Origin of the sequence: Actinoplanes sp. CA-142083, assembly GCF_050942195.1 — a bacterium.
GTDB lineage: Bacteria > Actinomycetota > Actinomycetes > Mycobacteriales > Micromonosporaceae > Actinoplanes.
In genome coordinates this window covers 975339-997550 of record NZ_CP192076.1, presented here as the reverse complement: position 1 = coordinate 997550, position 22212 = coordinate 975339, and the positions used below count along the sequence as shown (strand labels likewise).

Sequence of the window (22212 nt, the reverse complement as noted above, 5' to 3'; positions counted from 1 at the left end):
CCAGGTGATCACACGGACCGGACGGGCCCTGGCCTACCTGGTCACGGGCCTGCCGGCCGGGATCCTCGGGCTCGCGTGGAGCGTCGCCGCCGCCCTCGTCACCGCGCTGACCTCCGTCACGCACCTCGGCGGGCACGCCTTCCTCGGGGCGGCGTGGGTCACCCGGCGGCTGGCCGGGGTCGAGCGGCGCCGGGCCGGCTGGGTGCTCGGCGCGCCGATCGGGTCGCCCTACCTGCCGGTCACCGGCGACCGGCTGCGCGAGCGGGTCGCCTCGGTGGCCCGGCAGCCGGCCTCGTGGCGCGACCTGGCCTGGCTGGTCCTGAGCTTCCCGGCCTGCCTGGTCACCGGGGTGGCCGGCATCGTGGTGGCGGTGGTCGGCCTGGCCGCGGTGGTCGCGCCGGCCTGGGCCTGGGCGGTGCCCAACCCGCACGCGCCGTTCCCGATGAAGCCGCTGTTGACCACCGTGCCGGGCCGGTTCGGGCTCACCCTGATCGGGCTGGCGCTGCTGCCGGTGACGCTGTGGCTGGTGCGTGCCCTCGCGGCCGCCTCGGCCCGGCTCGCCGCCGCGCTGCTCTCCCCCGGCGAGCACCGCCGGCTGGTGGAGGAGACGGCCCGGCTCGCCGAGACCCGGCGGCGGGTGGTCGACGCGCAGGCGGCCGAGCTGCGCCGGATCGAGCGCGACCTGCACGACGGCGCTCAGGCGCGGATCGTGGCGGCCGGGATGACGCTGGCGCTGGCCGCCCGCAAGCTTCGCACCGACGGCGACCCGGCGCCCGATGTCGACCTGGCCCGGCGCCAGCTCGACGACGCGCTCGGCGAGCTGCGCCGGCTGGTCCGCGGCATCCACCCGCCGATCCTCACCGACCGCGGCCTGCACGCGGCGCTGGCCGCGCTGGCCGGCGACTGCCCGTTCCCGGTGACTCTGCGCGGCGACGCCGGCGCGCGGTATCCGGCGGCGGTCGAGTCGGCGGCCTACTTCGTCGTCGCCGAGGGCCTCACCAACGCGGCCAAACACGCGGACGCCACCGCCGGGACGGTCTCGTTTGCCCGCGCCGGCGGTGTTGTGCACGTTGCGGTGACGGACAACGGCCGGGGTGGCGCCGATCCCGGCGGAGCCGGGCTCGACGGGCTGCGCCGCCGGGTCGAGGCGCTCGACGGCACGCTGACCCTGACCAGCCCGCCCGGCGGGCCGACCGTTCTGCTCGCGGAGTTGCCATGCGCATCGTGATCGCCGAGGACCTGCTGCTGCTCCGCGAGGGGATGGTGCGGCTGCTCACCGAGACCGGGCACACCGTGGTCGCGGCCGTGGACAACGCCGACGACCTGGTCACGGCCGTCGCGTCGCACCGCCCCGACCTGTCGGTGGTGGATGTCCGGCTCCCGCCCGGCTTCCGGGACGAGGGCTTGCGCGCGGCGCTGCGGATCCGGGCGGCCGACCCGGAGGCGCGGGTGCTCATCGTCTCGCAGTACGTCGAGCGGGCGTACGCCGCCGACCTGCTGGCCGACGGGCGAGGCGGGGTCGGCTACCTGCTCAAGGACCGGGTCACCGCGCTCGACGACTTCCTCGACGCGGTCGAGCGGGTGGCGGCGGGTGGCACCGCCATGGATCCGGAGGTGGTCCGGCAGCTCTTCAACCGCGGCGGCGGGCTGGAGACGCTTACGCCGCGGGAGCGCGAGGTGCTCGGGCTCATGGCCCAGGGCATGTCCAACGCGGCGATCGGCGCCGCGCTCGTGCTCGCCCCGGTGTCGGTGGAGAAGCACATCGGCAACATCTTCGCCAAGCTGCAGCTGCCGCCCGCGGAGGACGCCCACCGGCGGGTCCGGGCTGTCCTCGCGTACCTCAACGGCTGACCAGCTCGTCGCCCAAGCGCGTGCGCTGGTAGATCAACCGTCGCCCGGCCCGCTCGGCGGCCACGAGACCGGCGTCGCGCAGGGTGGTGAGATGGTGCGAGGCGGTGGCCGGGGCCAATCCAAGGCGGCCGGCGACCTCGCCGGTGCTGCCCGGCGCGGCCAGCAGGGTCAGGACGGCGGCCCGGGTCGGGCCGAGCAGCGCGGACAACGCGGCCTTCGTCGCCGGGGCCCAGACGTTGCCGAAGCCGCTCGGGGCGTACCAGAGCGCGCGGCCGGTGGGCGCGTCCGGCATCGCGTAGACCTCGCCGCCGGCGAAACCGGTGGGCAGCAGGGTGAGGTCGTGGCCGTCGAGGGACCACCGCCCGTGCTTGTGGGGATAGCGGATCTGCAGGGCCGCGCCGTCCCAGCGCAGCTTGGGGTGCAGCCCGTCGAGCAGGCTGCGGGGGCTGTGCTCGGCGGCGGCCCGCGCCCGGGTGGCGATCTCCGCGTCGGCGGCGGCTCGCAGCCCCGCCCAGAGCGGCGCGATCGCGAAGGAGAAATATTGACGCAGCTCATCCGTCAGGGCCTCGACGGCGGCCTGTGGATCCCGCGCGAAATCGGATATTTCGGGCGGCTGGGTCCGGCCTTCCCACCCCGCCAGCACCTGCTCCACGACTTGATCCGGCGGAGTCGCCGCGATGAGCGCGAGCTCCTCGGCCAGCGTCGGCCGGGAGGTGCGGGGCACGGGCGTGAGGAAGTCGGGCGCGTAGCCGTGCGGGCCGAGCACGACCGCGCTGAACACCGGCCACGCCTCGACCGCCGCCGCGACCCGCGATCGCCAGGCCGGCGGCACCCAGGGGTTGTCCTGCCCGAGCGCGAAAGCACTGGCCACGACCTCGGCCATCGGCGAATGGGCGAACCTCAGCCCGGCCAGGTCGGCGGCCCCGAACTCCCATGCGATCACCGGGCCATTCGAGCACGGTCGAACGGCTTCCGGCCACCGCTAGCTTCCGGGCATGCGATACACGAACCTGGGCCGGACCGGCCTGACCGTCAGCCGCCTCTGCGTCGGCACCATGAACTTCGGCTGGCAGATCGGCGAGGAGCAGAGCCACGCGATCCTGGATCGGGCAGTTTCCCTCGGCCTGAACTTCGTGGACACCGCCAACATGTACGGCCGCGAGGACGGCGACGGCCTGAGCGAGCGGATCATCGGATCCTGGCTGGACAAATCGGGTATGCGGGATGCCATCGTGCTGGCCACCAAGGTCTACGCGCCGATGAGCGACCGGCCCAACGACCGCGGCCTCTCCGCCCGCAACATCATCGCCTCCTGCGAGGCCTCCCTGCGCCGGCTGCGCACCGACTGGATCGACCTGTTCCAGATGCACCACGTCGACCGGAAAACCCCGTGGGAGGAGATCTGGCAGGCGATGGAGACGCTGGTGGGTCAGGGCAAGATTCGGTACGCCGGTTCGTCGAACTTCGCGGGGTGGCACCTGGCCCGCGCGCAGGCGTCCGCCGACCGCCGCAACTTCCTGGGCCTGGTCTCCGAACAGTGCAAGTACAACCTGCTCACCCGCCAGGCCGAGCTGGAGGTGCTGCCCGCGGCGGCCGAGCTCGGCATCGGCATCCTGCCCTACTCCCCGCTGCATTTCGGCGCCCTCTCGGGAGCGCTGCGCAAGCAGACAGCCGGCCGCACCCTGCTGCACTTCTCCGAGCGCGCCGAGCCGCACCGCGCGGCCCTCGAGCGCTACGAGGCGCTGTGCGACGAGCTGGGCCGCGAACCAACGGCGGTGGCGATCGGCTGGCTACTGGCCCGGCCCGAGGTGACCGCCCCGGTGCTGGGCCCCCGCACCCCGGAGCAGCTCGACCTGCCGGCGGCGGTCCTCGACGACCCGCTGCCGGACGAAGCCATGCGCGCGCTGGACGAGATCTTCCCGCCGGTCGGCCCGGCTCCCGAGGCCTGGGCCTGGTGACTCTTACTTCACTTTGAGCACCCCGATAGCGCAGGCGAGGAAGCACGCCGCCCCGGCGCTGGTGGTCACGTTGGCGATCGTCTCGTCGACCGACGTTCCGGTGTCCGGCAGGACGAAGGCGGTGATCGCGGAGACGCCGAAGAGCACGCAGCCGAGAAGGTTGACCGCGGCCGACCACCGGCCGTCGCGGGGCGAGGCTCGATATGCGACCACGCCCGAGACGAGGAAGCAGATCGAGCCGTACAGGTCCGGGCGCCACACCAGCCGGTCGTAGCCGGGGCTGGACAGGGCGGTGTGCAGCGCCCGGAAGGTCGAGACGTTGAAGAACAGCGTGCCGGCCGACTGGATCACGGCTGCCCACCACGCGGCCCGCCCGGTGGCGGTCCAGACCTGCAACGCGCCACCGGTGGTGAACAGCACCGACCCGACGAAGAACGTGACCGCGTCGGCGGTGGCGCCGACGAGGCCGGCGTAGCCCGGGAACGGGCCCACCACGAAGCAGGCCGATCCCAGGGCGAACGCCAGGCCCATCCACCGTTCGCGGCTAATGGTGGAATCCCGACGCGGTCGACCCGTCGTGAGCCGGCGCCGGCTGCTTCTCCAGGCGCGGCAACTGCCGTTTCAACTCGTCGATCAGCATGTCGCCCAGGTCGTGGGTGAAGCCGCGCCGCACGACCACCCGGAGCACCGCGAGGTCCTCCCGGTTCTTCGGGAACGTGTACGCGGGGACCTGCCAGCCGCCCGTACGCAACGCCTGGGAGACGTCGAAGACGGTGAAGTTCGGGATCTCGGCGCGCACCTTGAAGGCGAAGACCGGAAGCTCGTCGCCGCGGGTGACCAGCTCGAACGGCCCGAGCTCGGCGATCCGGCCGGACAGCCGCGTCGCCACCTCCCGGGCGTAGCCCTGCACCCGCGCGTAGCCGTCGAAGCCGAGGCGCAGGAAGTTGTAGTACTGGGCCGCGACCTGGGCGCCGGGACGGGAGAAGTTCAGGGCGAACGTGGGCATGTTGTCGCCGAGGTAGTTGACCCAGAAGATCAGATCCTCGGGCAGCGCCTCGGCGTCGCGCCACACGATCCAGCCGACACCCGGATAGACCAGGCCGTACTTGTGCCCCGAGGCGTTGATCGAGGCGACGCGCGGCAGCCGGAAGTCCCACGCCAGGTCCGGGTCGAGGAACGGCGCGACGAAGGCGCCCGACGCGCCGTCGACATGCACCGGGACGTCGATGCCGGTGCGGGCCTGGAAGGCGTCGAGAGCGTCGCAGATCTCCTGGACCGGCTCGTAGGAGCCGTCGAAGGTCGACCCGAGGACCGCCACGACCCCGATCGTGTTCTCGTCGCAGAGCGCGACCGCCTCGTCGGCGGTCAGGTGCAGCCGGTCGCCCTCCACCGGGACCAGCCGCATGTCGACGTCCCAGTAGTTGGCGAACTTCTCCCAGCACACCTGGACGTTGATACCCATCACCAGGTTGGGCCGGCCGGTGCCCTTCTGCCGGTGCTGCCAGCGGCGTTTGAGGGCGAGCCCGGCGAGCATCGCCGCCTCGCTCGACCCGGTCGTCGAGCAGCCGGTCGCGGTGTCGGGGTCGGGCGCGTGCCACAGCCGGCTCAGGATCTGCACGCATCGGTTCTCGAGCTCCGCGGTCCGCGGGTACTCGTCCTTGTCGATCATGTTCTTGTCGAGGCATTCCGCCATCAACCGGTCGGCCTGCGGCTCCATCCACGTCGTGACGAACGTGGCGGTGTTGAGCCGGGCGTTCCCGTCGAGCATCAGCTCGTCGTGCACGATCTGATACGCCACCTCGGCGGGAAGCTCCCCCGCCTTCAGTTCATGCCGCGGAATAGCCAGGTTCTCGATACCGAACCGCGGCCCGATCGCCAGCTCGCTCGATTCCGCCGCCCGGCCCGCCTTGGGGTGCTTGAGCATCGCCATCTCCCACTCTTCAGACAGAGTCGGAAACACCGTGTCGCTCAGAACGCAGCAGGGGCATCACCCTGCATGGATGACCGCGACCAAAGTCGCGATCGCCCCGCTGATGAGGAGCCGGACGATTTTTCGTCGCCGCGGGGTTTGCGGCGCCGGAAAATTGCCCGGCTCCTCATCAGCCCCGAAGGGGCGATCGCCCGCGGCGCCGGAGGCGACGCCAGCCGGCTCAGTGCCCGGGGCGGGTCTCGAACCCGCACGCCCTTTCAAGGGCAGCCGCTTTTAAGGCGGCCGTGTCTGCCATTCCACCACCCGGGCGGGCAGGAACACCGTATCGGGTGCCGCCCGGGCGGTGGAATCGGACTAGCGGGCCCCCGCGCCCACCGTTTCGCGCTCCTTGGGGAGGTCGACCCGCGGAGTCACGTGGGTGAACTCCTCGCGCGGGGTGTGCAGCTGGCCGAGTGCGATCGTCTCGCGGCGCAGCACGAACGCCAGGGTCCAGTCGGCGACGACCCGGACCTTGCGGTTGAACGACGGGATACGGCTCATGTGGTACGTCCGGTGCATGAACCACGCGGGCAGGCCCTTGACCTTGATGCCGTAGACGTGCGCCACGCCCTTGTACAGGCCGAGGCCGGCAACGCTGCCGACGTACTTGTGGCGGTACTCCTTGGGGAGGCCGCCGAGGATGACCGTGCGGATGTTGTCCGCCAAGACGCGAGCCTGGCGGACGGCGTGCTGCGCGCTGGGCGAGCAGTACGCGCCGGGGTTGGTCAGGTCGGGCACCTGGGCGCAGTCGCCGGCGCTCCACGCGCCGTCGAGCACCTTGTCGCCGTCGACGACCTGCAGCGTGGGCAGGCAGGTGACGTGACCGCGCGGGCCGCGCGGCAGGTCGGTGCGGTCCAGCATCGGCGAAGGCTTCACGCCGGCCGTCCACACCAATGTCTCGGCCTGGAAGCGCTCGCCGTCATCGGGGTTATTCTGGGGTTTTCCGCCGCGGGTGGACTCAGCGAGCACGATCTCGCCGTCGACGCAGGACTCGAGCCGGGTGTCGAGGCGCAGCTCGATGCCGCGGGCGTCGAGCGCGCGGGCCGCGTACGCGCCCATCTTGGCGCCGACCTCGGGCAGGATCCGCTTGGTCGCCTCGACCAGCACGAACCGGAGCTCGGACGGGTCCAGGTCGGGGTAGTACTTCAGCGCGTCGCGGACGACGTCCTCCATCTCGGCGAGCGCCTCGATGCCGGCGAAGCCGCCGCCGACGAACACGAAGGTGAGCGATGCCTTGCGCACCGCCGGGTCGGGGGTGACCGCCGCGACGTCGAGTCGGTCCAGGATGTGGTTGCGCAGGTAGATGGCCTCGCCGATGGTCTTGAACCCGATGCCGCGTTCCCGGAGGCCGGGGATGGGCAGGGTCCGCGACACCGAGCCGGGCGCCACGATGATGTGGTCGTACGTCATCTCCGTGGACGGGCCGTCGATCGGCTGGATCGTGACCGTCTTGCGCGCGTGCTCGATCTTCGTGACCTCACCGGACACGATGCGGCACTTCTTGAGCTCTCGCCGGAGCGGAACCACCGAGTGCCGCGGGCTGATGTTGCCGGCCGCTGCCTCGGGGAGGAACGGCTGGTACGTCATGTGCGGCTGCGGGTCGATGACGACCACCTCGGCGCGGCGCCGGTTGAGCTTCTTGGACAGGCGCAGGGCCGCGTACAGCCCGACGTGACCTGCCCCTACGACAACGATGCGCTGCGGATTCACATGAATATTGTCGCGCGTGACGCCCGATCGCGCCTCGTTCTGTGATCTATCACAAAGCCGTTTGTCAAGTGCCGTGAGGCACATATTTCCAACAGATTTCACGCTCTCTGCAAAAGGCGTGCTATGAGCACCGTGGCGCCGACCGCGCAGGCGATCCCGGCGATCGTGGCCAGCACAAACGCGCCGCCGGCAAGATCGGCGGAGAGTCCCAGCGACACCACGGTGAGTACCGCGGAGATCAGCACGACCGCCCCGGCGCGGGCCAGCCAGCCGCCGACCATGTCCAACGTCACGACCGCGTCGTACGGGAGGACGGCGGCCAGCGCGGTCAGCGAGTGTCCGAGGTAGAGCAGGGTGGCGATGGTGAGCACCCGCCACAGCGGGATCCGCGACTCGAACCCGGCCGTGTCGGCGATCCAGCCGGCCACCACGAGCAGGGCCGCGAAGGTGGCGCCCCGGCCGCGCGGCGCCACCGACGGATAGACGGCGACCAGCACGAGCGCCACGTACCACTCGCTGGCCACGATCGCCTGGGGCCAGGCCACGGTCATCGCGATCAGGCCGCACAGCGCGATGCCGAAGCGGACCATGAACGGGATCGCGGTGGCCCGCGACGCCGCCGTCCGGGCCGCGGCGATCTGCTTGTCGAGAAGCATCAGTGCCCCCTGGGCGCCGAGGCGAGGCGGGCCACGTCGCGCAGCACCAGGTCGAGGCTGCCGGCGCCGGCCCAGGACACCACCGGCACGCCGTGCTCGCGCAGGCGGCCCAGGACGTTCTCCCGCTCGATCCGCCACAGCCGGGTGGCGAGCGGGGTCCACTGGTCGCGGTTGGTGGGCGCGGCGCCGGCGGGCAGCGTGTCGACCGCGACGACGTAGCGGCCGGACTGGGTGAGCTGGGCCAGCATGTCGGCCGAGCGAGGGTCGACGAGCGGGGTGAGCACCATGACCAGCGCGTCCGAGGAGACGTGGTGCATGCCGAAGACGTTCTGGTAGTCGTCCTCGTTGACCTCGACCGGGTCGGGGCGCACGTCCAGCAACCATTCGAGCACGGTCAGATACTGACGCCTTCCGGTGGCCGGGCGCAGGCGGCGGGCGGTCGCGCCGTACTCCAGCAGCGACACCCGGTCGCCGCGCTGCAGGTAGTGCTCGGCGATCGCCGCGGCGGCCCGGACGGTCGTGTCGAGGACGGACGCGCTGCCGGCCACGCCGCCGGACAGACCCACCTCGCCCAGCACGTCGAGCAGGAGCAGGACCTCGGCGTCACGGTCCGACAGGGTGGAGGCGACGTGCAGGTCGCGGGTCCGCAGCGAAACCCGCCAGTCGATGCGCCGCAGCCGATCGCCCGGCGCGAACGGCCGTACGCCGGCCAGCTCTCCACCCTCGCCGGGACGCCGCGACCGATGGTTACCCACCAGGCCGGCCGCGGCCGGCATCGCCTCGGTGGCGTTGAACGGATCCGTGTTCGGGTACACCCGGACGCCCCGGCCGGACACCACCACCGGACGGCAGGCCAGCAGCCCACCGCAGGCCGCGACCCGGGCGGCCGCGGGACCGACGTCCTGGCGGCCCCAGCGCAGCGCGTCGCCGGGCAGCTCCACCGAATACCAGCCGTCGCGCGGCACGGTGATCGCGAACGGGCGGTCGGCCTGCTCCAGCTTGAGCCAGGGCGACGTACGGGTACGCAGCACCACCAGGTCGTACGGGATCACGTCGGGGTTGCTCACGGTCACCGCGGCGTCGACGTGGCCGCCCTCGACGATGTGCTCCTCGTCGGCGGTGATCGTCAGCTCGGGCGCCGAGCGGGGCATCCGGCGCAGGCCGACCGCGGCGCCGATCGCGAACGGCGCGGCCAGCAGCACCAGGTCGACCCGGCCCAGCGCCACGCCGAGCAGCAGAAGCAGCCCGGTGAGCAGCACCGACCGGCCCAGCGCGCGGGTCGGCACCCAGGCGGGCGCCGACCACGACTCCCCGTCGGCGGACGCCGACTGCGGAATCGCGTGGCGAAGGGTCAGGCGGTCAGTCATGCCGCGCGTACGTCGGGAGCGCGCCGCTCGCCGGCGCCGGCACGTTGGTCAGCACCTCCTGCACCACGAAGGCGGGGTCGACGCGGCGCAGCCACATCTCGGGCCGCAACGTGATGCGGTGGGCGAGCGCGGGCACGGCGACGTCCTTGACATCCTCGGGCACCACGAAGTCACGGCCGGCCATCGCGGCCCGCGCCCGGGCCAGCAGCAGCAGCGCCAGCGAGCCACGCGGCGACGAGCCGACCAGCACCGAGGCGTGCTCGCGGGTGGCCGCGGTCAGCGCCACGATGTAGCGGCCGATCGAGTCCTCCACGGTGATCGACTCGAGGGCGGCCTGCATCGCCTGCAGCATCCGGGCGTCGACCACGGGCTGCAGGAACGCCTCCTCCTGGCGGCGGGACATGCGGCGGCGCAGCACGTCCCACTCCTCCTCGGCGGTCGGGTAGCCGAACGAGACCCGGATCAGGAAGCGGTCGAGCTGCGCCTCGGGGAGCGGGTACGTCCCCTCGTACTCGATCGGGTTGGCCGTGGCCAGCACGTGGAACGGCGGGTCCAGGCGATAGGTCACGCCCTCGACCGACACCTGCTTCTCCTGCATGGCCTCGAGCAGGGCGGCCTGGGTCTTCGGCGGCGTCCGGTTGATCTCGTCGGCCAGCAGCATGTTGGTGAAGACCGGACCGGCCCGGAAGGCGAAGTCGCCCTTGCGCTGGTCGTACAGGAAGGAACCGGTCACGTCCGCCGGGAGCAGGTCGGGCGTGAACTGCAGGCGGCGGAAGTCGAGACCCAGGGACTGCGCGAAGCAGCGGGCCGTCAACGTCTTGCCCAGGCCCGGCAGGTCCTCCAGCAGCACGTGCCCGCCGGCCAGGATGCCGGCCAGCACCAGCTCCAGCGACTCGCGCTTGCCCACCACGACGCTGCCGACCGACTCCAGGACGGCACCGGCCAACCTGCCCACCTCGTACGGGGGAAGGGCGTTCTCGGTCACCGGCACACCTTTCTCACAGTCGTTCCAACGCGGTCACGTAGGTCTCGAGCTCGACCGCCTTGGCGGTGTGCCGCCCCCGGTCGTGCAGGGCCGCCCACAGCGGGTCGCCGAGCAGCTCACGGGCCCGGCGCGGATCGGAGGACCGGGTGATCCCGTGGCGCAGCCGCAGCCGCTCGTCGGCGAGCTCCGCGAGTGCGGGCAAAACGTTACGCGCATAGAGATCCGCGTCGGAGTGGGCCCGGTCGAGGCTGCGCTCCCAGCGGCGCACAGTGGCGCGCAGCGCGTCACCCTGGTTGCGGCCCGACTCGGAGCTCGACGACCGCCGCTTGGGCAGGGCGGGCGGAGCCACCTCGGAGACCGCGAACAGCACGAGCCGCAGGCCGACGAAGAACGCGATGATCAAAAGCAGCGAGATGTGGATGTTCGCCGCGCGCAGCGCCGCCACGGTCACCACCGTCGCCGCCACGATCAGCAGCGCGTTGCGCAGGATCCACAGGCCGGTGGAGCGCCGCTTCGCCACCGGCTCGGCAGCCTCCTCGACCGGCTCGTCGCGGAAGCTGAAAAGGTCGTCGAGCCCGCCGTCGCTCATGCCGGGACACCTGCCCCCAGCTCGGCGCGCAGCCGCTCGAGGGCACTGCGGGCCTGCCGGCGCATCTGGTCGTCGACCGTGTGGGTGGCGTACCGGGCCTCGCGGTAGACCTCGAGCAGGGCGGCGAGCACCTGCGCGTCGACCTGGTGCTCGCGCAGCAACCGGCCCACCAGGTCGGTCGGGCTGTCACCCGGGCTGCGCGGGGTGCCGGCGGCCGCGGCGGCCTGCTCGAGACGCACCCAGCAGGCGATGACGGCGCGGCGGGGGTCGCGGTCGGTGTCGGAGAGCTCCTCCAGGCCGGCGTCGAGCGCGGCCGCGATCTCGTCGGCCGTACGCGCGCCCTGCTTGCTCTCGGTGACGCCGCTGCGGCCCTTGCGGGCGCGGCGGCGGGCCTGGTCGCGCACGATCGCCCAGATCACGATGACGATCACGACCAGCGCGATGAGCAGGATCAGGTAGAGCGCGGCCGTGCCCAGCCACTCCGGCAGGCCACGGGCGGCCTCGGGCGGCTGCTGGACGCCGGTGGTCGCGCTCGGCTGGGTCTTGGGCAACAGCGGCGGGGGCGTCGGCGTCGCATCCGGATGGATCTGGTCGAGCTGCGGCGACGACCGTGTCGCCGCCAGCGCCGTCACGAAGAGCAGCACAAGGACGGCGGCCAGTGGCCACCAGCGGCGCAGTACGGCGAGATCCATGTCGTGCGGCTTTCCCTTCGGCTGTGCCGAATCATGCCAGGCCCGCGAGACTCTTCGCACGGGCGAACACGTCGTCGAGCATCGCCGGGGTGAGTCGTCCGGTGAAGGTGTTCTGCTGGCTGACGTGGAAACACCCGAGCAGGTCGGGCACCCCCGGCAGGCTCACGAGCGCGCCGTGCCCGAACTTAGGCCGAGGCACGGGCGCTTTTGTGCCATAAACCGCGGCCATCGCCGGCCACCACGCCGCCCAGGCGAACGCGCCGAGCGCCACCACCACCCGCAACGTGGGACGAATCAGACCGATCTCGCGATGCACCCATGGCGCGCAGGTGTCCCGCTCCTCCGGGGTCGGCTTGTTGTCCGGCGGCGCGCACCGGACCGCGGCGAAGATCCGCGTGTGCCGCAGCTCCAGCCCGTCGTCGGCCGACACGCTGGTGGGCTGATTGGCCAGGCCCGCACGATGCAGCGCGGCGAACAGCACGTCACCCGACCGATCGCCCGTGAAGATCCGCCCGGTCCGGTTTCCGCCGTGTGCCGCCGGCGCCAGCCCCAAGATCCCGATCTCGGCATCGTCGTTGCCCCACCCCGGGACCGGGCGCGCCCAGTAGTCCCACTCCCGGAACGAAGCCCGCTTGACCCGCGCGACCTCTTCCCGCCACGAGACAAGCCGCGGGCAGGCAAAACAATCCGCGACCGAGGCGTCCAGCACCCTGAGCGACGCGGCGCCGGCCGCGTGCTTGATCACATCATCACGCGTACGGGACCGCGCCTCACCCGAGCTCATTTCGTGAGCACGATATCAACCCCGCGCCCGGCGGCGGATCTAATGGACCCATGGGACAAGCACTCGGGGAGATTCTGGACGCGGCGGCCGAGGGAAGGTTCCCGCCCGACGACGGGGAGACGATCGTCGTGCCGCAGCCGAGCTGGCGGGACGCCGGGGTGGTGGCGTTCACCGGGCATTCCGTGGTGTTTGTCGACGAGGATCCGGCGTGGGTCAAGGCCGCGCTGGACGATGTGGAGACCGATCCGCTGGCGGCGGCGATGAACGCGCGGTTCCTCAACGCGCTCCTGGAGCGGACGGGCCGGCGGATGGACACGATCGATCTGCTGACCGTCGCTCAGCCGCTGGCCGGGCCGCCCCCGGTGGAGCTGGCGGAGATCCGGGATCCATCGCATCCGCGGGTCCGGCGCGCGTTGCTGCACCGCGACGACGTGCGGGTCTGGGCGACTGCGGCGGGCGCCGCCTACGTGCCGGTGGACGCGGACGACCCCGAGGAGCGCGCCGGCGGCGGCCTGCTGGTGCTGGGGCGCGGGGTGGCCGGGCGCTGGGAGGCGGCCATCGAGGTGGAGTCGGCGGCGCGGCATCGGGGCTTGGGCAAGGCGCTGGCGCTGGCCGCCCGCCACCTGGTGCCGGGCGGGCTGCCGGTGTGGTCGCAGCAGGCGGCGGGCAACGCGCGCAGCATCCGGGCCTTCCAGGCGGCCGGCTACCGCCCGGTCGGCGGCGAGGCGCTGATGGTCCCGCGCTAGCGATCCCGCGATGTGGCAGCGCCCGTTCGGAGGATGAGACCGCGTCCCACATCCCGGCGGGCAGTCCCGGATGGCTGGACGCGCAGCCCACATCCCGAGACCCGTCGACCCCTCCTCCCAAAATATCCGGATTTTTCCGGTGACCGCTTCTCGCCGCCGGCGCAAGATGATGAGTTACCGCACGCACCGAACGCCCGTTCATCAAGATCGCCCCGGCCAACGTCGATTGGCGGCTTATGCGCCTTCGGCGAGCTCCGGACACCCCCGCAACCAACGACGACGGCGCGACCGGCCGCCCCCACCGCCACCTGGCACACCCCGGGCCATGGCAAGCCCAGCCCAACCAACGATCACCGCAACGCGCCCGCGCCGCCCTTGCCGCCCGCGCCGTCAGCGGGAAGCGCTAGGTGACGCCGAGCGGCTGGGTACGGCGGTCGGCGCCGGCTGGGATGCCGCCGACGCGGTGGGCGAAACGGACGGCGACGGATCGTCGGTTGGCGCCTGGACTCCGAACGGCGCGAACTGCGGGCAGTACGGATAGGCGATGTTGCGGGAGCGCGTCTCCTCCCCCGTCGTCGGGTCGGTGCAGATGTTGGTGCCCAGCTGGATCGAGGATCCGTCCTGGTCGTAGAGGCGCGCGTTCGGCACCAGGCGGCCCTGGCTGTCGTACACGTAGACGTCGTTGACGTTGCTGTAGGGGTTCTGGTCGGTGTACTGGTAGTTCGCGTCGCTGTAGCCGGGGTCGCGGGCCTTGTCGTCGGCGCTGACGAAACCGGCCAGGGCGAAGATGACCAGCACGACGGTGCTGGAGCGCAGGGCCAGGCGGGGCAGGCGGGACAGGGACGCCGTGCGGTGGCCGAGGACGATCGAGACGATCACGCAGCCGGCCAGCAGGACCAGGGCGACCACCTCGTTGTTGCCGATCCGCGGGAGCAGGCCCAGGCGGGTGCCGTCCGAGAGGACGTAGGCCAGGGCCATCGCGAGCAGGTAACCGCGCAGCACCCACCAGCCGGGGCGCAGGAGAACCAGGAACTGGCTGGCTTTCTCGTACCCGATGACGGGTCCGACTTTGACGTCGGCACGATCGAGCAGAGCCATGGTCTGGTCGCGGAGGGCATAAAGCTCCGCCAGGCGGGCGGGTGGTGGCTCCGGGAAACCGCCGACCAGGCCGGCGGATGCCAGCAATTCCGACGCGTACGCCTCGGGGGCGCCCAATCGCTCGCGGAGCGTGCCCGTGCCCTCGGCCTGGACCTCCGCCAGGTGCTCGGGAAGATCCTCGAGCAGCTCGGCGCGGGTCGGGTTGGCGATGCCGGCCAGGGATCGCTCGACCGCCTCGACATAGGCGTTGATCTCGTCGTTCACGCCGCCCCCCGCTCGCGCAGCAGATCGTCCATCGTGGTCGCGAAGCCTTGCCAGATCTTGCCGTTGCGCTGCAACTCGGTGCGGCCGGCCGGGTTCAGGCTGTAGTACTTCCGATGTGGACCCTCGTCGCTGGGCACCACGTAGGTGTTGAGGAAGCCGGCGTTGAAGAGCCGGCGCAGCGTGCCGTAGACCGAGGCGTCGCCGACCTCGTGCAGGCCGCCGGCGCGGAGGCGGCGCAGGATGTCGTATCCATAGCCGTCGTCGTCGCGCAGGACGGCCAGCACCGCCAGGTCGAGCACGCCCTTGAGAAGTTGGGTCGTGTCCACGCGGTGCAAAGTACTGTGCAATGCGAAGTACCGTCAAGTGGACAGTAGTAACCTGAGCCCATGCGAATCGTCGTCGTCGGTGGCAGCGGGCACATCGGAACGTTCCTGATCCCAAGGCTGGTCCGCGCCGGGCACGAGGTGGTCGGCATCAGTCGCGGGCAGCGATCCAGCTACGCCGACGACCCGGCCTGGCAGCAGGTGCGCCAGGTGACCGCCGACCGCGAGGCCGAGGACCGCGCGGGCACCTTCGGCGACCGGGTCGCCGGCCTGCGGCCCGACGTCGTCGTCGACCTCATCTGCTTCACCCTCGACTCCGCCACCGCGCTGGTCGAGCGGCTGCGCGGCGAGACCGGGCACCTGCTGCACTGCGGTTCGATCTGGCGCGTGGGCGCGAGCCGGCGGGCGCCGATCACCGAGGAGGACGCGACTCCGCCCTTCGGCGAGTACGGCATCGCGAAAGCGGCCATCGCCCGGATGCTGAAGGACGAGACGAGGTCGGGCGGGCTGGTCACCACGTCGGTGCACCCGGGCCACATCGTCGGCCCCGGCTGGCACCCGATCGGCCCGCTGGGCAACCTCGATCCCGCGGTCTGGCGCAAGCTCTCGGCCGGCGAGCCGCTCGACGTTCCCGGGATCGGCGCGGAGTTCATGCACCACGTCCACGCCGACGACGTGGCGCAGGCCTTCGAGGCCGCCATCGACCACCGCGACGCGGCCGCCGGTGAGGACTTCAGCGTCGTGGCGCCCTCGGCCCTCAACGTGCGCGGCTACGCCCAGATCGGCGCGTCGTGGTTCGGCCAGACCGCGGAGCTGCGGCCGGTGAGCTGGGACGAGTTCCGCGCCGGCAACGACGCTGAGGCCGCCCAGGCAAGCTGGGAGCATCTGGTCCGCAGCCACTGCTTCAGCATCGACAAGGCCCGCACGCTGCTGGGGTACGCCCCGCGCTACCAGCCGGACGAGGCGGTGCTGGAGTCGGTGCGCTGGCTCATCGAGCACGACCAGCTCGAGGTGGCCGGCCCGCTGAAGGTCTAGGCAGCGATCGAGAGGGCGATCCCGTCGAGGATGTCGTGCTCGGAAGCGATCACGAAGTCGTGGCCGGAACGCTCCAGGATGATCGAGAGGATGAGCGCGCCGCCGCCGATCACGTCGGCCCGGCCGGGGTGCATCACCGGGAGGGCCCGGCGATCGGCGACCGTCATCGCCAGCAGATCGGCGGTCACCTTCGCCACCGCCGCGCGGGAGACGCGGGCGTGGTGGATGCGTGAGGCGTCGTACGCGTCGAGCTCCAAAGCCAGCGCGGTCACGGTCGTGACCGTCCCGGCCAGCCCGACCACCGTCTTCGCGGAGCGGCCGGGCACGGCCGACAGCGCCGTGTCCACCGCGGCCGTGATGTCGCGGGTCGCCGCCTCGATCTGCGCCGGCGTCGGCGGGTCGTCGTGCAGGTGCCGTTCGGTCATCCGCACGCAGCCGATGTCCACCGAGATCGCGTGCTCGACGCCCGCGCTGCCGGTCACGAACTCGGTCGACCCACCACCGATGTCAAATATCAAATATGGCGGCTCGGCCGACAGGCCCGCGACCGCGCCGGCGAACGACAGCCGCGCCTCCTCGTCCCCGGTGATCACCTCGGGGTCGACGCCGAGCACACCGCGGACCATCGTGCGGAAGTCGGCGGCGTTCGACGCGTCCCGCGAGGCCGACGTCGCGCACATCCGCACCCGCGTGATGCCCAGTTCGGCGATCTCCGCGGCGTACCCGATCAGGGCCTTTCGCGTGCGCGCCAGGGCCGCGTCGGAAAGCCGGCCGGTGCGGTCGACGCCCTCGCCCAGACGCACGATCTCCATGCGCCGCGACACGTCGATGACGCGGCCGTCCACCACATCCGCGATCAACAGACGGATCGAGTTGGTCCCGCAGTCGATCGCCGCGACTCTCATAGGTGCAGCAGCATTCTCGTGTTCCCCAGGGTGTTGGGCTTGACCCGTTCCAGGTCGAGGAATTCGGCGACGCCCTCGTCGTACGATCGCAGCAATTGCTCGTAGACCGCATGCGGCACCGGAGCGCCGTCGATCTCGGTGAAGCCGAACGAGCCGAAGAACCGGGTCTCGAAGGTCAGGCAGAAGACGCGGGCGACGCCCAGCTCACGGGCGACATCGAGCAAGCGGGACACCAGCTTGTGCCCGATCTTGCGGCCGCGGCACGCAGGATCGACAGCCACCGTACGGATCTCCGCGAGGTCTTCCCACATCACGTGGAGAGCGCCGCACCCGAGCACGCGGTCCTGCTCGTCGACGGCGACCCAGAACTCCTGCACCGACTCGAAGAGCGTGACCGTGGCCTTGCTGAGCAGGCGGCGGTCGGCCGTGTAGGCATCGACGAGAGTCCGGATGGCCTTGATGTCCTTCGTCCGCGCCCGCCGGATCTCCACTACTCGTCCTTCTTCAGCGAGACGCACGGGCCTTCCGTCCACCACGGCTCGACCGCGTCGCGCACCTCGTCCCCGAAGGGGTTCACCCCGCGCCCGGCCGCGAGCGCGTGCCCGAGGTGGACGTGCAGGCACTTCACGCGGTCGGGCATGCCACCCGCCGCCACATGCGAGATCTCCGGCACGTCCTCGATCGCCTTGCGCCGGGCCAGGTAGTCCTCGGCCGCCTTCGCGTAGCGCTCGGCCAGCTCGGGATCGGTCGACAGCCGCTCCTGCATGTCGCGCATCACGCCGGCCGACTCCAGCCGGCTGCACGCCGCCGTCGCGTGCGGACACGTCAGATAGAAGAGCGTGGGGAACGGGGTGCCGTCGGGCAGGCGCGGCGCGGTCTCGACCACGTCGGGGTTGCCGCACGGGCAGCGGTGCGCGATCGAGCGGGTCGCCCGGGGGGCACGGCCCAGCTGGGCCGCCACTATCTCGAGGTCGGCTTCGGTAGGTGTTTCCATGGTCAGTTCGGTGACTCCGCGTCGGCGGCTTGCACGCTGTTCCACAGCGTGTCGTACCAGCGGTCAGGGGCGGCCGCCGGCTGGTTTCCGGTGGTGCTCGCGGCGGTGCCGGAGCCCGGCAGCAGCACCAGGGTCTTGTCGCCCGGGCGCACGTAGTTGAGCCGCTCGCGGGCCTGGGCACGGAGATACTCCGGGTCCTGCCATTTCTGGAGCTGCTGCTGCTTGTCGGCGATCGCCTTGCGCTGGGCGGCCTGACCGGCCTCCAGCTGGGCGATCTGCGACTCCTGGGCGAGATAGACGCGCAAGGGATATGTGTACGCCAGGGCCAGCGCCACGAACACGACGATCAGGACGGTCGCGCGGCCGGTCAGGGCGCGGGGCCTCGGCGCGGCCGTGCGTTTCGCCGGGCCGGTGCCGACGTTGACCGTGCGGCGGGTCGGGGCGGGACGCGCCCGGGTGCGGGTCTGCACCCTCGTGGAGCCGGTGGTGCGGGCACGCGACGAGGTCGGGCGGCGGGACGGGCCCTGTCCGCTCGGCGCTCGGCGCTGTGTCGTCACCCTTTACTACTCCCCGGTAGACCGGTCAGGAATTGTGGCACCCGGTACGAGAGTGCCACAACTCCATGATCTTCGGCCGGAGCGTTACGCGACGCGGTAACGCGGGAAAGCGCCCGCACCGGCGTACCGGGCCGCGCTCTCCAGCTGCTCCTCGATGCGCAGGAGCTGGTTGTACTTGGCGACCCGGTCGGACCGGGCGGGCGCGCCGGTCTTGATCTGGCCGCTGCCGACCGCGACCGCGAGGTCGGCGATCGTGGTGTCCTCGGTCTCACCTGAACGGTGCGACATCATCGTCTTGAACCCGGCCCGGTGGGCCAGGTCGACGGCGTCGAGGGTCTCGGTGAGCGATCCGATCTGGTTGACCTTGACGAGTACGGCGTTGGCCGCGCTCTCGGCGATGCCCCGGCCGATGCGGGTCGGGTTGGTCACGAACAGGTCGTCGCCGACGATCTGGACCTTGTTGCCGAGCTGAGCGGTCATCGCGCTCCAGCCGGCCCAGTCCTCCTCGGCCAGCGGGTCCTCGATCGAGACGATCGGGTACTCGTCGGCGAGCTTGGCGTAGTACGTGATCATCTCGTCGGTCGACTTCGGCGCGCCCTCGAAGACGTACGACCCGTCCTTGTAGAACTCGGTCGCGGCCACGTCCATGGCCAGCACGATGTCGGTGCCCAGGGTGAAGCCGGCGGCCTTGACGGCCTCCGCGATCAGGTCGAGGGCCGCGGCGTTGGCCGGCAGGCTGGGGGCGAAGCCGCCCTCGTCGCCCAGGCCGGTCGAGAGGCCCTTCTTCTTCAGCACCGACTTGAGCGCGTGGTAGACCTCGGCGCCGGTCCGCAGCGCCTCGCGGAAGGTCGGCGCGCCGATCGGGGCGATCATGAACTCCTGGACGTCGACGTTCGAGTCGGCGTGGGCCCCACCGTTCAGGATGTTCATCATCGGCACGGGCAGGACGGCCGCGTTGGGGCCGCCCACGTACCGGAAGAGGGGGAGCTCGGCGGAGAGCGCGGCGGCCTTGGCGACGGCCAGCGACACGCCGAGAATCGCGTTGGCGCCCAGCTCGGACTTGTCGGCGGTGCCGTCCAGGTCGAGCATCTTCTGGTCGATCAGGCGCTGCTCGCTCGCCTCGTAGCCGACGAGCTCGTCGGCGATCTTGTCCTCGACGTTGGCGACGGCCTTCTCCACGCCCTTGCCGAGGTACCGCCCCTTGTCGCCGTCGCGCAGCTCGAGCGCCTCGAAAGCGCCGGTCGAGGCGCCCGAGGGCACCGCGGCGCGGCCGACCGTGCCGTCGTCGAGCCCGACCTCGACCTCGACGGTCGGGTTGCCCCGGGAGTCGAGAATCTCGCGGGCGACGATCGCTTCGATGGTGGCCATGTGTCGTGTCGCTCCTTCTGATAAAGGCTGCAGTCTTCGACCGCGACCCTGCGGCCGACCACGGGCTGAGCGTATCGGGGCGGTGTGGCGGGCGTACGCGCGGCCGGTGAACTTCCGCCGCCGTACGCCTCAACCGCGCCGCGCGGGTGCCGATCACCCAGGCACTATGAGTGCTTCCATGCTCCCGCCGGACGGGTCGTTCATCGAGATGACCTCGTATGGCGAAACGCTCCCCGAGGTGCGGGTCGTACACGCCTCCGGAACCGTGATCACTCTCTCCCTCGCGCTCGCGCAGGTGCCGCCGGCCAACTCGACGGTCGAGCTGCGCTGGGCGGCCGCCCCACGCGGGCGGTACGCGCAGGAGGGGTACGTGATCGCGGTCGACGGCAACCGGGTGGAGGTCCGCTTCACCGGGAAGCCGCTGGTCCTGCAGAGCAGGTCGTACGTGCGCGGCGGCGGCGGGGAGTCGATCGTGATGATCCGGCCGGACCGCGAGCCGGCCGAGGGTGTGGTGCACGACATGAGCGAGCGGGCCGTGCGGGCGCACTTCACCGACATCGACCTCGAAAGCGGCGAGGAGATGGTGCTGCGCATCCTCCTCGACGACGAGGAGGTCGCCTTCCCGGCGACGGCGCTGAAGGTGAGCTCCATGCGGCAGCAGGTGCCGGTGCGCGGGCCGCTTTCGGTGGAGATGGTGGCAATCTTCGACGACCAGGACGAGTCGCAGGCCACGGTCATCCGCCGCTACATCATGCGGCACCAGCTGCTGGCCCGGCAGCGCGGCAGCGCGGTGTAGGGCCCTGGTTACTCGTTTGCGCGGGTTGCGCCCCTAGGCCAAGGTGTCAGTCGTGCGATCCCGTCCGCGCCTTACCGTGATCAACTTTGCCGCCGCGGCGGCGTTGCTGCTGGGTGCGACCGCGTGCACGGATCTCGACACGGCCAACGCGGCCGGCATCACCCGCGACGATCTGGTCTCCGAGATGGCGATCCAGCTGGCCCGTGTGACCGGTCTCACATACACGGCGAAATATCAGCTCGCCGGCGGCGACACGGCCAGCGTCACGCAGGCGCAGAAGCCGACCCGGACGGCGTACCTGCACCCGGCCGGCCGCCTGCTCGAAACCGTGACCGGGACGGTCCGCTGCGACAAGGCCCTGAACTGCACCGAGACCGACCCCGCGCCGGCGACCGCCGCGCCGCTGGCCGGCAGCAAGCTGATCACCCCCGAGGCCGCGCTGGCGATGCTCAACGCGGCCGCGCTCGACCAGGAGCTCGAGGCCACCCAGCACGACACCACCATCGCCGGCCGGCACGCGACCTGTCTCGACCTGAAAGGCGTCGACGGGACCCCGACCGACAAATTCAGCCTGTGCGTCACCAACGAGGGCGCTCTGGGCAGTTTCACCGGCACGATCGCGGGCGAGCGTTTCGACCAGGCGCTGACGACGTACGAGGAGAAGGCCGACCTCGCGGCGCTCGACCTCCCCGCCTCGGCGAAACTCACCGACAAGCGCTCGAAGTAGCGGTCACACCTTGCGGTACCGGGCCTGCACGATCGAGAACAGCCCGTAGGCGGCGATACCCAGCGCCGTCAGCGTGAGCAGCCACGTCCCGTACGGCTGCGTGGCCATCGCCCGCAGCGCCGCGTCGAGGCCGCGCGCCTTGTCCGGGTCGTACTGCACCGCGGCCAGCACCAGCAGAATGCCGGCGACCGCGTAGGCCGCGCCCTTCGCGGCATAGCCGGTGATGCCCAGGCGGCGGCACGTCACGCGGGCCGGCGTGGTCATCCGGCCCGTGCGCAGGTGCTTCTCGAACTTGCGGGTCACCCCGTAGATCGCCAGCCCGGCCCCGATCGCCGCGACCGCGACACCGGCCAGCGCCACCGTGAGCCGGCCGCCGCTCGAGACCATCAGATCCTGGCTGGCCTGCTCCTGGGTGTCGGCGCTCGACTTGCTCTTGCCCCGGAGCACCTTCACCCCGGTCCACGCGACGTAGGCGTAGAACGCGGCCCGGCCGGCCGAGGCCACCCGCTCGTAGACGCGGTGCCGCCCCCGCTCGTCCCGATGACCGATGGCCGCCTCGAAGCCCTGCCAGACCGTCATGGCGACCAGCCCCACGACGATCAGCCCGATGACGAACGCGCCGAGCGGCTTGCCCGCCAGCGTGTGCAGCGCGCCCGACTGGTCGCCGTCGGCCGGCGGCGAGCCGAAGGCGATCCGCACGATCACCCAGGCGAACAGCAGATGGACGGCGCCGTAGCCCACGAACCCGGCTCGGGCGAGACGCTCGAGCCAGGGGTGGTTGGCAGCGCGGGCGGCGGCTCTCGTGGCAGTGGAGGACATGCGTCGTCCTTCACCGATC

At 71.6% G+C, this 22212-nt stretch carries 25 protein-coding genes and 1 tRNA gene; 7 read left to right on the top strand and 19 right to left on the bottom strand.

The features are described 5' to 3' along the window. Positions 1 to 4 precede the first annotated feature (4 nt). Positions 5 to 1228, top strand: coding sequence for a sensor histidine kinase (locus ACQPZX_RS04745; RefSeq protein WP_433374824.1), 1224 nt, complete (start codon positions 5 to 7; stop codon positions 1226 to 1228). Beyond that, positions 1216 to 1851, top strand: coding sequence for a response regulator transcription factor (locus ACQPZX_RS04740; RefSeq protein WP_433374821.1), 636 nt, complete (start codon positions 1216 to 1218; stop codon positions 1849 to 1851). Before ACQPZX_RS04745 ends, ACQPZX_RS04740 begins: the two co-directional genes overlap by 13 nt. On the opposite strand, the gene ACQPZX_RS04735 is transcribed toward ACQPZX_RS04740, so the two are convergent. Further along, entirely contained in the window at positions 1841 to 2794 is a 954-nt protein-coding gene (locus ACQPZX_RS04735; RefSeq protein WP_433374818.1) for an ArsR/SmtB family transcription factor, read from the bottom strand. The genes ACQPZX_RS04740 and ACQPZX_RS04735 overlap by 11 nt on opposite strands. 52 nt (positions 2795 to 2846) lie before the next feature. Here ACQPZX_RS04735 and ACQPZX_RS04730 point away from each other — a divergent pair, with 52 nt between their 5' ends. Further along, positions 2847 to 3809, top strand: a complete 963-nt coding sequence (locus tag ACQPZX_RS04730) for an aldo/keto reductase (protein WP_433374815.1) — start codon at positions 2847 to 2849, stop codon at positions 3807 to 3809. Between the two features lie 3 nt (positions 3810 to 3812). Here ACQPZX_RS04730 and ACQPZX_RS04725 read toward each other — a convergent pair whose 3' ends face one another. The 10 genes from ACQPZX_RS04725 to ACQPZX_RS04680 form a co-directional block, all read right to left on the bottom strand. After that, complete coding sequence (locus ACQPZX_RS04725; RefSeq protein ID WP_433374812.1) at positions 3813 to 4340, bottom strand: hypothetical protein; 528 nt, start codon at positions 4338 to 4340, stop codon at positions 3813 to 3815. Between the two features lie 13 nt (positions 4341 to 4353). Continuing rightward, positions 4354 to 5739, bottom strand: coding sequence for a glutamate decarboxylase (locus ACQPZX_RS04720; RefSeq protein WP_433374810.1), 1386 nt, complete (start codon positions 5737 to 5739; stop codon positions 4354 to 4356). Positions 5740 to 5963: 224 nt separating this feature from the next. Then, positions 5964 to 6048, bottom strand: a tRNA-Leu gene (locus tag ACQPZX_RS04715). A 45-nt stretch (positions 6049 to 6093) separates the two neighbouring features. After that, positions 6094 to 7488 carry an NAD(P)/FAD-dependent oxidoreductase gene (locus tag ACQPZX_RS04710; RefSeq protein WP_433374807.1) on the bottom strand — a complete coding sequence of 465 codons (1395 nt, stop codon included), beginning with the start codon at positions 7486 to 7488 and terminating at the stop codon, positions 6094 to 6096. Between the two features lie 98 nt (positions 7489 to 7586). Then, a complete protein-coding gene (locus ACQPZX_RS04705) occupies positions 7587 to 8144 on the bottom strand; it encodes a hypothetical protein (protein ID WP_433374805.1) in 558 nt (185 codons plus the stop codon). Continuing rightward, on the bottom strand, positions 8144 to 9511 hold the full coding sequence (locus ACQPZX_RS04700; protein ID WP_433374802.1) for a DUF58 domain-containing protein: 1368 nt from the start codon (positions 9509 to 9511) through the stop codon (positions 8144 to 8146). The genes ACQPZX_RS04705 and ACQPZX_RS04700 overlap by 1 nt, the downstream gene beginning before the upstream one ends. After that, on the bottom strand, positions 9504 to 10502 hold the full coding sequence (locus ACQPZX_RS04695; RefSeq protein ID WP_433374799.1) for an AAA family ATPase: 999 nt from the start codon (positions 10500 to 10502) through the stop codon (positions 9504 to 9506). The genes ACQPZX_RS04700 and ACQPZX_RS04695 overlap by 8 nt, the downstream gene beginning before the upstream one ends. A gap of 7 nt (positions 10503 to 10509) precedes the next feature. Then, a complete protein-coding gene (locus tag ACQPZX_RS04690; RefSeq protein WP_433374796.1) occupies positions 10510 to 11085 on the bottom strand; it encodes a hypothetical protein in 576 nt (191 codons plus the stop codon). Beyond that, complete coding sequence (locus ACQPZX_RS04685; RefSeq protein ID WP_433374793.1) at positions 11082 to 11777, bottom strand: DUF4129 domain-containing protein; 696 nt, start codon at positions 11775 to 11777, stop codon at positions 11082 to 11084. The genes ACQPZX_RS04690 and ACQPZX_RS04685 overlap by 4 nt, the downstream gene beginning before the upstream one ends. A gap of 31 nt (positions 11778 to 11808) precedes the next feature. Further along, positions 11809 to 12561: a uracil-DNA glycosylase gene (locus ACQPZX_RS04680; protein WP_433374790.1), complete on the bottom strand. Its 753-nt coding sequence runs from the start codon at positions 12559 to 12561 to the stop codon at positions 11809 to 11811. 50 nt (positions 12562 to 12611) lie between these two features. Between ACQPZX_RS04680 and ACQPZX_RS04675 the strand changes: the two genes are divergently transcribed. Further along, a complete protein-coding gene (locus ACQPZX_RS04675) occupies positions 12612 to 13307 on the top strand; it encodes a GNAT family N-acetyltransferase (RefSeq protein WP_433374788.1) in 696 nt (231 codons plus the stop codon). A 390-nt stretch (positions 13308 to 13697) separates the two neighbouring features. Here the strand turns inward: ACQPZX_RS04675 and ACQPZX_RS04670 are convergent, their stop codons facing one another. Together ACQPZX_RS04670 and ACQPZX_RS04665 are read right to left on the bottom strand one after the other, a co-directional pair. Beyond that, positions 13698 to 14669, bottom strand: coding sequence for an HAAS signaling domain-containing protein (locus tag ACQPZX_RS04670; RefSeq protein WP_433374785.1), 972 nt, complete (start codon positions 14667 to 14669; stop codon positions 13698 to 13700). Continuing rightward, positions 14666 to 14995 carry a PadR family transcriptional regulator gene (locus ACQPZX_RS04665; protein ID WP_433374782.1) on the bottom strand — a complete coding sequence of 110 codons (330 nt, stop codon included), beginning with the start codon at positions 14993 to 14995 and terminating at the stop codon, positions 14666 to 14668. Before ACQPZX_RS04665 ends, ACQPZX_RS04670 begins: the two co-directional genes overlap by 4 nt. A 60-nt stretch (positions 14996 to 15055) precedes the next feature. On the opposite strand from ACQPZX_RS04665, the gene ACQPZX_RS04660 reads away from it, so the two are divergent. Next, on the top strand, positions 15056 to 16027 hold the full coding sequence (locus ACQPZX_RS04660; RefSeq protein ID WP_433374779.1) for an NAD-dependent epimerase/dehydratase family protein: 972 nt from the start codon (positions 15056 to 15058) through the stop codon (positions 16025 to 16027). Here the strand turns inward: ACQPZX_RS04660 and ACQPZX_RS04655 are convergent. From ACQPZX_RS04655 to eno, 5 genes are all read right to left on the bottom strand, one after another. After that, positions 16024 to 16932, bottom strand: a complete 909-nt coding sequence (locus tag ACQPZX_RS04655; protein ID WP_433374776.1) for an exopolyphosphatase — start codon at positions 16930 to 16932, stop codon at positions 16024 to 16026. The genes ACQPZX_RS04660 and ACQPZX_RS04655 overlap by 4 nt on opposite strands. Then, the gene (locus ACQPZX_RS04650; protein ID WP_433374773.1) at positions 16929 to 17423 is read right to left on the bottom strand and encodes an amino-acid N-acetyltransferase; all 495 of its coding nucleotides are present in this window, start codon (positions 17421 to 17423) and stop codon (positions 16929 to 16931) included. Before ACQPZX_RS04650 ends, ACQPZX_RS04655 begins: the two co-directional genes overlap by 4 nt. Continuing rightward, the gene (locus ACQPZX_RS04645) at positions 17423 to 17926 is read right to left on the bottom strand and encodes a DUF501 domain-containing protein (RefSeq protein WP_433374770.1); all 504 of its coding nucleotides are present in this window, start codon (positions 17924 to 17926) and stop codon (positions 17423 to 17425) included. The genes ACQPZX_RS04650 and ACQPZX_RS04645 overlap by 1 nt, the downstream gene beginning before the upstream one ends. 2 nt (positions 17927 to 17928) lie before the next feature. Further along, positions 17929 to 18483 carry an FtsB family cell division protein gene (locus ACQPZX_RS04640; protein ID WP_433374767.1) on the bottom strand — a complete coding sequence of 185 codons (555 nt, stop codon included), beginning with the start codon at positions 18481 to 18483 and terminating at the stop codon, positions 17929 to 17931. Between the two features lie 84 nt (positions 18484 to 18567). Then, positions 18568 to 19851, bottom strand: a complete 1284-nt coding sequence (gene eno / locus ACQPZX_RS04635) for a phosphopyruvate hydratase (protein WP_433374764.1) — start codon at positions 19849 to 19851, stop codon at positions 18568 to 18570. Positions 19852 to 20017: 166 nt separating this feature from the next. On the opposite strand from eno, the gene ACQPZX_RS04630 reads away from it, so the two are divergent. Together ACQPZX_RS04630 and ACQPZX_RS04625 are read left to right on the top strand one after the other, a co-directional pair. After that, the gene (locus ACQPZX_RS04630; RefSeq protein ID WP_433374761.1) at positions 20018 to 20647 is read left to right on the top strand and encodes a hypothetical protein; all 630 of its coding nucleotides are present in this window, start codon (positions 20018 to 20020) and stop codon (positions 20645 to 20647) included. A gap of 52 nt (positions 20648 to 20699) precedes the next feature. Then, positions 20700 to 21374 (top strand): hypothetical protein, encoded by a 675-nt coding sequence (locus tag ACQPZX_RS04625; RefSeq protein ID WP_433374759.1) that lies wholly within the window; start codon positions 20700 to 20702, stop codon positions 21372 to 21374. 3 nt (positions 21375 to 21377) lie between these two features. Here ACQPZX_RS04625 and ACQPZX_RS04620 read toward each other — a convergent pair whose 3' ends face one another. Further along, complete coding sequence (locus ACQPZX_RS04620; protein WP_433374756.1) at positions 21378 to 22193, bottom strand: DUF1206 domain-containing protein; 816 nt, start codon at positions 22191 to 22193, stop codon at positions 21378 to 21380. Between the last annotated feature and the right edge of the window lie 19 nt (positions 22194 to 22212).